The following is an 11,675-nucleotide window of genomic DNA, read 5'->3' as shown; positions in this document are numbered from 1 at the left end:
CTGACGGGTTTCGACAACGGGCTGGTCCCCGCACCGCTGGGACCAACCCGTTGTCGTTCTCGTCCTCAGCCCCGGTTCAGCTCGAACCAGACCACCTTGCCGGTGCTCAGCCGGGTGGCACCCCACCGCCGGGCCACCGAGCTGCTAGGGGAGGTGACCTCCCCAAAGTGCACCGCGGGGCCGTGCTGCTGCAGCGGGAGCCCGGTCTGCTCGATGAAGGGAGACGCCGCATTCTTGTCGTCGTCTTGGCCACTACCGTCCTGGCCATCGGTCTTCTGACCGCAAAGGTCATCATCATCTCGTGGACCAAGCGAGCTCTACTGATGAGCGAGGCCTACGGAGCCCTGCTGGAAGTGGCAGTGCTCCTTGCGAGTGCTGCTTGGCTGATCAACATGTTCGGCGTGGTCTCGGTGTTCGGGGACAATGGTGAGGCCGTCTCCCTTCTTCCCGTCCGCCAGGTCCGCCACACGGACCACGGTGTCATCAACCTTGTTCCCGCCTGGATTGCGCCCACCGTGGTGGCACTGTTCGTGGTGAGCGGCCTCTGTCTTGTCCTCGCTGCGGGGGCGGCCGTACGGCGCGGGAAGATCCCCTTTGCCTGTCGGAAGGATCCATGCGTTGAGAAACGCGTTCACAGACCACCCCAGCCGTCGTCGCGTCCTGACTACCCCGCCTAAATTCGAAGACTCCAACCTAGCCACCGACGACGAAGCCGACGGACGACGTCTCACTGGATCCGGTGGATCCGGGGGATGGGCAATAGGCGATCTCGTAGGTTCAGCTCCGGTCGACGCTGTGGGCGATCCTGTCGCCGATCTCCTTGTCGATGTTCCGCCAGTACTGCAGGGCCCGGTCGAGAACCGGCCGGGACACCCCCTGCTTCAGGTGTCCGCTGACGTTGGAGACGAGCCGATCCCGGGCCGCGTCGTCCAGCACCTGTCGGACCATCGTGCCCGGCTGGCCCCAGTCGTCGTCCTCCCGGTGCAGGGTGTACGCGTTGCGGACCATCTCGCCTGCGGATGCCCAGCCGGCTGCCGGGTCGAACTGCTCGGGGTCGACGGCCGGTCCGCCCTTGGAGTTGGGTGTGTAGGGGGCGGCCACTCGCGCGGGGTCGAACCGCATCGGGCCGTCCTTGGCGTAGGAGTGCACCGGCACGTGCGGACGGTTCGGCGGGAGCTGCGCGTAGTTCGGACCGATGCGGTACCGGTGGGTGTCCGGGTAGGAGAAGATCCGGCCGAGCAGCATCTTGTCCGGTGACACGCTGACGCCGGGGATCAGGTTGCTGGGCTCGAACGCCGCCTGCTCGATGTGGATGAAGTAGTTGTCGGGGTTCTGGTTGAGCGTCATCCGGCCGACCTCGATCAGCGGGTAGTCACCGTGCGGCCACACCTTGGTCAGGTCGAACGGGTTGAAGCGGTAATCGGCCGCGTCCTCGAACGGCATGATCTGCACGTACAGCGTCCACGAGGGATGCTCGCCGCGCTCGATCGCCTCGTACAGATCGCGCCGGTGCACGTCGGGGTCGACTCCGGCGAGGTGGTCGGCCTCCTCCTGGGTGAGGAAGTCGATGCCCTGGTCGGTCTTGAAGTGGTACTTGATCCAGAACCGCTCGCCGTCCACGTTGTTCCACATGTAGGTGTGGGAGCCGTAGCCGTTCATGTTGCGGTACGTCTTGGGGATGCCGCGGTCGCCCATCAGCCACGTGACCATGTGCGCGGACTCCGGGGACAGCGTCCAGAAGTCCCACTGCATGTCGTTGTCGCGCAGGCCGTTGTCGGGCCGCCGCTTCTGGGAGCGGATGAAGTCCTGGAACTTGATCGTGTCGCGTACGAAGAAGATCGGTGTGTTGTTGCAGACCAGGTCGTAGTTGCCGACTTCCGTGTAGAACTTGAGCGCGAAGCCACGCGGGTCGCGCCAGGTGTCCGGGCTGCCCTGCTCGCCGGCCACGGTGGAGAAGCGGGCCAGCATGTCGGTCCGCTTGCCGGGCTGGAACACGATCGCCTTGGTGAACTGACTGACGTCGTTGGTCACTTCGAAGGTGCCGTATGCGCCGGCTCCCTTGGCGTGCACCACCCGTTCGGGGACCCGTTCCCGGTTGAACTGGGCCATCTTCTCGATCAGATAGTGGTCGTGCAGCAGGATCGGGCCGTCGCGCCCCACGGTGAGCGAGTGTTCGTCGCTCTCCACCGGGACACCGGCGTTGTTGGTGGTGTACGGAGCCTGCTGGGGCGTCTGCGTCATGATCGTCCTCCCCATCATGAGGTCGTCAGGTCGCTTCGCTCACCCCAGCCAGTCAACTCCGGCATCGGGACATCGGCACCTTTTGGATCATGTCTAACTCCGGTTCAGCTCGAACCAGACCACCTTCCCCGTGCTCAACCGCGTAGCCCCCCACCGCCTGGCCAGCTTGTTCACCAGATACAGCCCACGCCCGCCCTCATCCGTGGCCCGCGCCTGCCGAAGCCGCGGCAGCTGGGGCACGTCGTCCCCCACCTCACAGCGCAGCACATCCGTGCGCAGCAACCGCAGCGTGACCGGCCGCGACGCATAGCGCACGGCGTTCGTCACGACCTCGCTGACCAGCAGCTCGACCGAGTCGGTGAGGTCCTCAAGGCCCCACCGGGACAGCGCGCGCCGGGCGAGCCGCCGGGCCCGGCCGGGGGCCGCGTCCTCCGGTTCCAGGAACCAGTACGCCACGTCGCTCGGCGCGATCCCGTCGAAGCGGGCGGCGAGCAGCGCGATGTCGTCGTCCCGGTCGCCCGGCCCGAGCATGTCCAGCACCTCGTCGCACAGGGCTTCCAGGGGCGGCGGATGGTCGGGCCCGGTGAGCTGTGCGGTCGCGGCGAGCTTCTCCCGCAGCTGCTCTATGCCGGTCCACACGTCGCGGAGCCGGGATTCGACCAGCCCGTCGGTGTAGAGGAGCAGGGTCGCTCCGGCCGGCGCGTCCAGTTCCACGGCCTCGAAGTCGACGCCGCCGACGCCGATCGGCGCGCCCGGCGGCACCCGCAGCACCTCGGCACGGCCGCCCAGGTGCAGCAGGACCGGCGGGGGATGCCCGGCGTTGGCGATGGTGATGCGGTGCGACACCGGGTCGTAGACGGCGTAGAGGCAGGTCGCCATGCGGTCGGTGCCGAGGCGCTGGGCCTGCTCGTCGAGGTGGTGCAGGACCTCCTGCGGCGGCAGGTCCAGCCCGGCCAGGGTCTGGGCGGTGGTCCGCAGCTGGCCCATGATGGCCGCGCTGGTCATGGAGTGCCCCATGACGTCACCCACCACCAGCGCCACCCGGCTGCCCGGCAGCGGGATCGCGTCGTACCAGTCGCCGCCGACGCGCGCGGTCTCGGCGGCGGGAAGGTAGCGCGACGCCAGCCGTACGCCCGTAGGGCGGGGCAGCGTCTCCGGGAGCATGGTGCGCTGCAGCTCGTCGGCGATGTACGCCTCACGGCCGTACAGCACCGCCTTGTCGATGCCGAGCGCGCTGTGGGTGGCGAGCTGGGCGGCGACGAGGAGGTCGTCGGGCTCGAAGGGCGGGCGCTCCGGGCGGCGCAGGAAGACGGCGGCGCCGATGACCCGGCGCCGGCCGCGCAGCGGCGCGAGGATGGCGCGCTGGCCGTTCGGCACGATGGATTGGCCGCCGTCGCCGAGGAGTTCGGGCAGGGCGGCGCGGACGGCCGACACGTCGGTGAAGACGGGACGGACGCCCCGCAGCACCTCCGCGAGCGCGCCGCCGGGCCGTACTTCGCACAACTCGGCGGTGACGGCGGACAGTTCCGTCAGCTCGGTCGGCTCCGGCGGCTGAGCGGGCAGGAAACCGGCGTTGTCGGTGTCCCGTTCCTCCGGGATCCGGTCGGTGCGGCGCAGCCGCAGCACGAGGGGACCGGTGGGCCGCTCGTCGCCGACCGGCAGCGGATCGCGCAGATAGACGAGGATCGCGTCGGAGAAGGTGGGCACGGTCGCCCGGCACAGCCCCATCACGATCTCGTCGAGGTCGATACCGCGGGCGATCCGCCGGGTGGCGGCGCCCACGAACCGCAGCCGGTCGCCGTCCCGCCGCATCGGCGTGGGCCGCCCGGGCGGCAGACCCTGCCCGGAGCGGCGCTCGGCGGGCGCGGGGGCCTGCTCGGTGCCGGGCTGGGCCGGGATCGCCTCGGGCACGGGCCGGGGCCGATGGGTGTCGGCCTCGGCGGCGGTGGCGGGCTGGGAGTGTTCGGGACCGTTGCTCACAGGGGCCTTGTCATTGCCGGACGGTGCGGTGGTGCCCTGCGTGGAGGGGGTGGGTGTCTCTCCGGTACGGGCCTGTGCGGGTAAGGCGCCGGGGGTGGGGCACGGGGGCGTCGAGGTACGTGCGAACGCCCCGCGGGGGTCCGCGGGGTCGACGCCCGGCTGGGGGCGCTCGTAGGAGGTCGGGTGCTCCGTCACGCGTGTCGAATCCGTCCGTCCAGGGCTGCACAGCAGGTGTGCAGTTGGTCCCGCCGAAATGCCGATACCCGGAATACCTGCCCCAGGAACGGAATTCCCGCGTGGTCAGAGGCTGTTCCTGTGCCACCGGTGGACCGTCTGCGGTCCTCAGGGCCCTTGCCCTCGTACCCCTCGCTCACGTCCTGCCGCCCCTCGGTGACGATCGGTCAAGCCCGGCGCAAGCTCAAGTAGTTGCTGCCGTACGCCCTTGCGGAGGACGATCCTACGGTTGTGCACCGGGGGCGCATCAAGGGTCTCATGTGGACAGATGCGCGGGAGTGCGGTCCCAGTCCTCCGGAAGTGACGGTACAGCCCAGGCCGGATCCGGGCGCCAGTGCTGCCAGCCGTCCGTGAACGGCGGCCCCCAGGAGCGGATCATCTCGACCGCGGACCGCCCCGCCGACCGCACCTGTTCGGCCAGCCGGGCATCCATCAGCCCGTCCTGCTGGGCCTGCGCGAACTCGTCCTCGTCCCGCCAGCGCCAACTGCGGTCCGGGTGCACCGAGATGTCCAGGAAGTGGTCCTCGGAGTCCACACCGCCCCCCCAACGGGTCAGCGGCTCCTCCAGGTTCACGTACCAGTTCTTGAACTGCCAGCCCGGCTCCCAGAACAGCCACACCGACCAGGGCTCGCCGGGCCGCGCCAGCTTCAGCACACCCGTGCCGAACCAGCGGTCGCGCTGTACGGTCCGGGGCTTGGTGTAGCGCGACTCCAGCGGCTCCAGGTGGACCGGTGTTCCGTCGGCGAGCACGGGCTTGACGCACTCGGTGCCGGGCGCCAGCCACACGGCGAGCACTTCGGAGCTGTCGCGCACGACGGTCACGGGGCGTGCGATGTGGAACTGCGCGCCGGCGTTCTCCCGGTACCGCCACAGGATCTGACTCCCGGGTGCCCAGTACGCCGTCGACCCGTCCGCTTCCACCGCCGTCACCGCTCCACCGTCTGCCATGACCAGATATTAGGTGCCATGGCCAAACGACGCTGCGGCGCGCGTCGCGGTTCTCGCCGGGGCGACGACTGGTTACGGACGTGTCATCCGCAGGACATCGAGAGCCTCGTCGAGCTGTTCGACGGTGAGGTCACCGCGCTCCACATAACCGCTGTCCAGGACGACTTGGCGGATGGTCTTCCGCTCCGCGAGCGCCTTCTTGGCGACCTTGGCGGCCTCCTCGTACCCGATGTACTTGTTGAGCGGGGTGACCACGGAGGGTGAGGACTCGGCGTATTCGAGGGCGCGTTCCCGGTGCGCGACGATGCCGTCGACGGTCCGGTCTGCGAGCAGCCGGGAGACGTTGGCGAGCAGCCGGATTGACTCCAGGACGTTCTTCGCGATGACCGGAAGCATCACGTTGAGCTCGAAGTTCCCCGCGGCCCCGGCGGTGGCGACGGTTGCGTCGTTCCCGACGACCTGCGCGGCGACCATGAGCACGGCCTCCGGGACGACGGGGTTGACCTTGCCCGGCATGATCGACGACCCGGGCTGGAGGTCGGGGAGCGAGATCTCGGCGAGCCCGGTACGCGGCCCGGACGACATCCAGCGCAGGTCGTTCGCGATCTTCGTCAGCCCGACCGCGATCGTCCGCAGCTGCCCACTGGTCTCGACGATGCCGTCCCGGGCACCCTGCGCCTCGAAGTGGTCGCGGGCCTCGGTGAGCGGCAGCCCGGTGGCGCGGGCGACCTCCTCGATGACGGCGGCGGAGAAGCCGGGGGGCGTGTTGATGCCGGTGCCCACGGCGGTGCCGCCAAGGGGCAGTTCGGCGAGCCGGGGGAGGGAGGCGTACAGCCGCTCGATGCCGTAGCGGATCTGGGCGGCGTAGCCCCCGAACTCCTGGCCCAGCGTCACCGGCGTGGCGTCCATGAGATGCGTGCGCCCCGACTTGACGACGTCGGCGAACTCCTCGGCCTTCCGTTCCAGCGACCCGGCGAGATGGTCCAGGGCCGGGATCAGGTCGCGAGTGACGGCGGCGGTGGCGGCGATGTGGATGGAGGACGGGAAGACGTCGTTGGACGACTGGGAGGCGTTGACGTGGTCGTTGGGATGCACGGCCCGCCCGAGCCGCTCGGTCGCGAGGGTGGCGATGACCTCGTTGGTGTTCATGTTCGACGAGGTCCCGGACCCGGTCTGGAAGACGTCAACCGGGAAGTGCTCGTCCCACCGTCCCTCGGCGACCTCACCGGCCGCCTCCTGAACGGCCTCGGCGACATCCTTGTCGAGCACCCCGAGCCGCGCGTTCACCTTGGCGGCGGCGCCCTTGATCCGGGCGAGGGCCTCGATATGGGCGCGCTCGATGCGCTGGCCGGAGACGGGGAAGTTCTCGACGGCACGCTGTGTCTGGGCACGCCACTTGGCGTCGACGGGGACGCGGACCTCGCCCATGGAGTCGTGCTCGATGCGGTAGTCGCTCATGCCGGGTACAGCGATCGGGGGGCCGGGGATGTTCCGGATTTACGCCACGTGGGGTGGGCGTTCTGTGCACACTGACAGTGGCGGTGCGTAAGTGGTGTGTCACGAAGGGGTGCGCATGGGGACGACGTACGGCGACTGGCTTCGGCAGCAGCGGGAGGCGGCGGGTAAGACGCAGCAGCAGTTGGCGGACGAGGCGATCATGTCTCGGACGCACATCGCGCATATCGAGGCGGGGCGGCGGGTGCCGTCGAAGGAGGATGCGCGGCGGTTGGACGCGGTGCTGAACACCGGCGGTGCGCTGAGCAGTTTTCGGCCGGGGAATGATCGCAGGCCGGTGGCGGCGCATTTCGGTGCCGCGCTGGAATTGGAGCAACAGGCGTCCGTCATCCGGGAGTTCGCGCTGTCGTTCGTGCCCGGCTTTCTCCAGACCGAGGCGTACGCGGATGCCGTGTTGCGGGACGCTTCGTATCCGCCTGTGGGCAAGGAGGAGCGAGCCAAGGACGTTGCCACCCGGCTCGATCGGGCGCGGATTCTCGACGACCCCAACATGCCCGTGATCTGGGTACTGCTGGACGAGGCGGTGCTGCGGCGGCCGATCGGCGGCCCAAAGGTGATGGCGGAACAGATCACCCACCTCGTACGGCTGGTGCAGGACGAGCGGATCCGGGTGCACGTCGTGCCTTTCGGCGTCGGCTGTCACCCGCTGCTCGTAAGCCAGGCCAAGCTGATGTGGTTCGAGGACCAGCCCCCGGCTGTCTACGTCGAAGCATTCCTCACCGGAACGGTGCACGACGAACCGGCTCTGGTCGAGCGCATCCAGGCCGCCTACGATCTCGTGCTGGGAGACGCCCTGTCGCAGAAGGAGTCATTGGCCCTGATGCGGTCGATCGCGAAGGAATACGGCCACCATGACTGAGCAGTACATCATCGCTGATGCCTCCGCGCTGAAGGGCTGGCGAAAGTCTTCTTACAGCGGAGGGAACGCAGGCGACTGCCTCGAAGTGCTGGACGGTTGGCGCAAATCCTCTTACAGCGGCGGCAACGACGGCGACTGCCTTGAAGTCCTCGACGATCAGCCCCACGGGCTCCCCGTCCGGGACTCCAAGACCCCACACGGCCCGGCGATCGTCTTCGCCCCGTCCGCCTGGACCTCGTTCGTCACCGCCCTCCAGGAGGCGGACCTGAAGTGACCGTCGGAGAGTGAGGTAGGGAAGAGGGGGGAGATCCACCACCCCACAGGAGGCAGCGCATGCTTCCCTGCCTCAGGCATCACCGGTCCGGTGGCGACTACGAGGCGGCGCGCGGTTACATCCGCGCGACCGGTGGCGGGGATTACCGGGTCTTCGAACTTGAGCGGTGCGCCCCTGTTGGTCGACGTCCGCCCGCAGGGCCCTCGTAAGCCGGGGATGTGACACTCCCGCGGAAACTGTCACATCCTCGCGGCTTACCAGTGGCGCCCGGCGTCCGCGCACCGCTCAACTTGGAAGACCCGGATTACCAGAAGCTGGAGTTCCGCGTCAGCCGCTGAACACGCTGCCACGGGCCACCTTTCGCGACCGAGTCGCGAGGCGAGGTGAACCTCTTTCCCGACCGTAAACGGGCTGTGGGTGGGCATAGGCCGGGGGTCCAGGGGGCGGAGCCCCTTTACGCCAGCCCCGGCCCCCGTACCGGAATCGACGTGAACGTAGGCGCCGGCGCCGGATCTTGGAAGAAGTCGTTGCCCTTGTCGTCCACGACGATGAACGCCGGGAAGTCCTCGACCTCGATCTTCCAGACCGCCTCCATGCCGAGCTCCTCGTACTCGACGACCTCGACCTTCTTGATGCAGTCCTGGGCGAGCCGCGCGGCCGGCCCGCCGATGGAACCGAGGTAGAAGCCACCGTGGGCGTCACACGCGTCGGTGACCTGGCTGCTGCGGTTGCCCTTCGCCAGCATCACCTTGGAGCCCCCCGCCGCCTGGAACTGCTCGACGTAGGAGTCCATGCGCCCGGCGGTCGTAGGGCCGAAGGAACCCGACGCGTAACCCTCAGGCGTCTTCGCCGGACCGGCGTAGTACACCGGGTGGTCCTTCAGGTACTGCGGCATCTCCTCGCCCGCGTCCAGCCGCTCCTTGATCTTGGCATGCGCGATGTCACGGGCCACGACCAGCGGACCGGTGAGGGACAGCCGGGTCTTCACCGGGTACTTGGTCAGCTCGGCGAGGATCGACTCCATGGGCTGGTTCAGGTCGATCTTGACGACGTCGGAGGACTCGTCGAGGTGCTCGTCCGTCGTCTCCGGCAGGAACCGCGCCGGGTCGGTCTCCAGCTGCTCCAGGAACACACCCTCGGCGGTGATCTTCGCGACGGCCTGCCGGTCGGCGGAGCAGGACACGGCGATGGCGACCGGGCAGGACGCCCCGTGCCGCGGCAGCCGCACCACGCGCACGTCGTGGCAGAAGTACTTGCCGCCGAACTGCGCCCCGATCCCGATCTTCTGCGTCAGCTCGAAGACCTTCTCCTCCAGCTCCTTGTCCCGGAAGCCGTGGCCGAGCGGTGAGCCCTCGGCGGGGATCTCGTCCAGGTAGTGCGCGGAGGCGTACTTCGCGGTCTTGAGGGCGTACTCGGCGCTCGTACCACCCACCACGATCGCCAGGTGGTACGGCGGACAGGCGGCCGTACCCAGCGAACGGATCTTCTCCTCCAGGAACTTCATCATGGAGGCCTCGTTCAGGACGGCCTTCGTCTCCTGGTAGAGGAACGACTTGTTGGCGGAGCCGCCGCCCTTCGCCATGAACAGGAACTTGTAGGCGCCGCCGTCGGTGGCGTACAGCTCGATCTGGGCCGGCAGGTTCGACCCGGTGTTCTTCTCCTCCCACATGGTGAGCGGAGCCATCTGCGAGTAGCGCAGGTTCAGGTTCTTGTACGCCTCGTAGATGCCGCGGCTCAGTGCCGCCTCGTCGCCGCCCTCGGTGAGCACGTTCTGCCCGCGCTTGCCCATGACGATCGCCGTACCGGTGTCCTGGCACATCGGCAGGACACCCGCCGCCGCGATGTTCGCGTTCTTCAGCAGGTCCAGGGCCACGAACTTGTCGTTGCCGGACGCCTCGGGGTCGTCGATGATGCGCCGCAGCTGAGCCAGGTGCGCGGGCCGCAGATAGTGCTGGATGTCGTGGATGGCCTCCTCTGCCAGCTTGCGCAGCGCCTCCGGCTCCACCTTGAGGAAGGTCCGCCCGTCGGCCTCGAAGGTGGACACACCCTCGGAGGCCACCAGCCGGTACGGGGTGGTGTCCTCTCCCATGGGGAGCAGATCGGTGTACGCGAACGCAGGGCGGGTTGGGGGGGAACTAGATGGCATGTCGCCCATTCCTCACTCGACAGACAGCGCGGCCGGCCTCCATTGGCGGCGCCCACCAGCGTAGAACCTGCCACCGGCGGCGAGCCTGTGAGGTAAGGCTCAGTTCGACAACTGCTGGGACTATCGCGATCTATCGTGTTTCGGTACGCTGCTGCCGTGGACCTTCAGAAGCACGCACAGCAGTCGGACACGGCGTCGGACGCGGCACCGCGCGTGGCACCGCGCGTTTCCGAACTGCGCGCCTCGGACGCCGACCGTGACCGCATCGCGGACATCCTGCGCGAGGCCCTGGCCGAGGGCCGCCTGACCGCGGAGGAGCACTCCGAGCGCGTCGAGGGCGTGCTGAGCGCCAAGACGGTCGGCGAACTGGACGTCTTCATACGTGACTTGCCCGCCGCCCACCAGGAGCACGCCACGCGCGCGTACGCCTCCCCGGCGCCCAGCCGCCCCACGGACGCGATCCCGCACAACCCGGACGACAACGTGGTGGCGGTCTTCAGTGCCGCCACCCGCAAGGGCCGCTTCCGGGCGGGCCGCCGCATCCACGCGTACGCGATCTTCGGCAGCGTCGAGATAGATCTCAGCGAGGCGCTCTTCGAGTACCGCCAGGTCGTCATCAAGGCGATCTCGGTCTTCGGCAGCGTCGAGGTCCGCGTCCCGGAGAACGTCTCGCTGCGCGGCACCGGCGGCGGCGTCCTGGGCGACTTCGACGTGGACTCGCTCGACGCGGCCGAGACGGACGCTCCCGTGGTGTACGTCGACGGGTGGGCCGTCCTGGGCAGTGTCGAGGGCCGACCGAAGCGGGGCAGCCTCGTGGCGGACATCCTCGATCGGGTTCAGCACAAGGTCGACAGGAGTTTGCGCAAACATCTGGACCGTTGACGGTTGCGAATCGGACCGCAACCGAAGTGAACCGTTCCGCTCACGGCACCGCACACGGCCCCCCGAAATCCAGCGGTTCGGAACTGCCTGCATAGGCACGCGTACAGCGGGTAGACCTTGCTGCATCGTCTCTCGCTCGCGAAGCCGTCGTCAGGAGTAGACCGTGCTGCAACCGCCGCATTCGTCCCTGCAGGTAGCTGCCGTTCCGGCCCAGCGGGTGCCAGTGCGAGACAGGGACCAAGAAGCGCCTTGGCACACCGAGGCCGTGTGCCGGCGCGACGAGGCCAGCCTGTTCTTCGCCCCCTCGAAAGAGCCCACCGCCGCCCGACTGTCCCGCGAGGAGGCCGCCAAGCGGGTCTGCGCACGCTGTCCCGTCATGGTCGAGTGCCGAGAACACGCACTACTCCAACCCGAGCCCTACGGCGTCTGGGGCGGCCTCACCGCCGCGGAACGCCGAGTGGTCCTGGCGAGGCGCAGGCGCCGCGACATGGAGCTGAAGAAGGCAGCGAGGGCCACGGGCGGCCGCATAGCGGCAGCGGGCTAGGCCGACATACGCCAGAGGGCGCCCCCACCGCACCGGGGGCGCCCTGTCTGG

At 68.7% G+C, this 11,675-nt stretch carries 10 protein-coding genes; 5 read left to right on the top strand and 5 right to left on the bottom strand.

The features are described 5' to 3' along the window. The first annotated feature begins 182 nt into the window (after positions 1 to 182). Positions 183 to 677 carry a hypothetical protein gene (locus AQJ91_RS06900; RefSeq protein ID WP_159054501.1) on the top strand — a complete coding sequence of 165 codons (495 nt, stop codon included), beginning with the start codon at positions 183 to 185 and terminating at the stop codon, positions 675 to 677. A 100-nt stretch (positions 678 to 777) separates the two neighbouring features. Here the strand turns inward: AQJ91_RS06900 and AQJ91_RS06895 are convergent, their stop codons facing one another. The 4 genes from AQJ91_RS06895 to AQJ91_RS06880 all read right to left on the bottom strand — a co-directional run bounded on the left by AQJ91_RS06895 (position 778) and on the right by AQJ91_RS06880 (position 6,862). Continuing rightward, positions 778 to 2,241: a catalase gene (locus AQJ91_RS06895; protein WP_067017461.1), complete on the bottom strand. Its 1,464-nt coding sequence runs from the start codon at positions 2,239 to 2,241 to the stop codon at positions 778 to 780. A 93-nt stretch (positions 2,242 to 2,334) separates the two neighbouring features. Further along, positions 2,335 to 4,416: an ATP-binding SpoIIE family protein phosphatase gene (locus AQJ91_RS06890; RefSeq protein ID WP_079084733.1), complete on the bottom strand. Its 2,082-nt coding sequence runs from the start codon at positions 4,414 to 4,416 to the stop codon at positions 2,335 to 2,337. A 295-nt stretch (positions 4,417 to 4,711) separates the two neighbouring features. Then, the gene (fomD, locus tag AQJ91_RS06885) at positions 4,712 to 5,404 is read right to left on the bottom strand and encodes a cytidylyl-2-hydroxypropylphosphonate hydrolase (protein ID WP_199847868.1); all 693 of its coding nucleotides are present in this window, start codon (positions 5,402 to 5,404) and stop codon (positions 4,712 to 4,714) included. 72 nt (positions 5,405 to 5,476) lie between these two features. After that, a complete protein-coding gene (locus tag AQJ91_RS06880; protein ID WP_067017455.1) occupies positions 5,477 to 6,862 on the bottom strand; it encodes a class II fumarate hydratase in 1,386 nt (461 codons plus the stop codon). A 115-nt stretch (positions 6,863 to 6,977) separates the two neighbouring features. Between AQJ91_RS06880 and AQJ91_RS06875 the strand changes: the two genes are divergently transcribed. Further along, positions 6,978 to 7,778 carry a helix-turn-helix domain-containing protein gene (locus AQJ91_RS06875; protein ID WP_067017454.1) on the top strand — a complete coding sequence of 267 codons (801 nt, stop codon included), beginning with the start codon at positions 6,978 to 6,980 and terminating at the stop codon, positions 7,776 to 7,778. Further along, on the top strand, positions 7,771 to 8,052 hold the full coding sequence (locus tag AQJ91_RS06870; RefSeq protein WP_067017453.1) for a DUF397 domain-containing protein: 282 nt from the start codon (positions 7,771 to 7,773) through the stop codon (positions 8,050 to 8,052). Before AQJ91_RS06875 ends, AQJ91_RS06870 begins: the two co-directional genes overlap by 8 nt. A gap of 454 nt (positions 8,053 to 8,506) precedes the next feature. Here the strand turns inward: AQJ91_RS06870 and AQJ91_RS06865 are convergent, their stop codons facing one another. After that, positions 8,507 to 10,198, bottom strand: coding sequence for a fumarate hydratase (locus AQJ91_RS06865; protein ID WP_107122370.1), 1,692 nt, complete (start codon positions 10,196 to 10,198; stop codon positions 8,507 to 8,509). Positions 10,199 to 10,354: 156 nt separating this feature from the next. Here AQJ91_RS06865 and AQJ91_RS06860 point away from each other — a divergent pair, with 156 nt between their 5' ends. After that, complete coding sequence (locus tag AQJ91_RS06860) at positions 10,355 to 11,080, top strand: DUF1707 SHOCT-like domain-containing protein (RefSeq protein ID WP_067017451.1); 726 nt, start codon at positions 10,355 to 10,357, stop codon at positions 11,078 to 11,080. Positions 11,081 to 11,243: 163 nt separating this feature from the next. After that, positions 11,244 to 11,624, top strand: a complete 381-nt coding sequence (locus AQJ91_RS06855) for a WhiB family transcriptional regulator (RefSeq protein ID WP_067017449.1) — start codon at positions 11,244 to 11,246, stop codon at positions 11,622 to 11,624. Positions 11,625 to 11,675: the final 51 nt, after the last annotated feature.

Origin of the sequence: Streptomyces dysideae (assembly GCF_001514305.1) — a bacterium.
Lineage (GTDB): Bacteria > Actinomycetota > Actinomycetes > Streptomycetales > Streptomycetaceae > Streptomyces > Streptomyces dysideae.
The sequence above is the reverse complement of the archived record's forward strand: the minus strand, read 5'-3'. Positions and strand labels throughout refer to the sequence as shown.

Bases quoted from the DNA above. Each gene is read 5' to 3' on its own strand.
- AQJ91_RS06865 (WP_107122370.1), bottom strand. From the start codon at position 10,198: ATGCCATCTAGTTCCCCCCCAACCCGCCCTGCGTTCGCGTACACCGAT.
- AQJ91_RS06875 (WP_067017454.1), top strand. From the start codon at position 6,978: ATGGGGACGACGTACGGCGACTGGCTTCGGCAGCAGCGGGAGGCGGCG.
- fomD (WP_199847868.1), bottom strand. From the start codon at position 5,404: ATGGCAGACGGTGGAGCGGTGACGGCGGTGGAAGCGGACGGGTCGACG.
- AQJ91_RS06895 (WP_067017461.1), bottom strand. From the start codon at position 2,241: ATGACGCAGACGCCCCAGCAGGCTCCGTACACCACCAACAACGCCGGT.
- AQJ91_RS06870 (WP_067017453.1), top strand. From the start codon at position 7,771: ATGACTGAGCAGTACATCATCGCTGATGCCTCCGCGCTGAAGGGCTGG.
- AQJ91_RS06880 (WP_067017455.1), bottom strand. From the start codon at position 6,862: ATGAGCGACTACCGCATCGAGCACGACTCCATGGGCGAGGTCCGCGTC.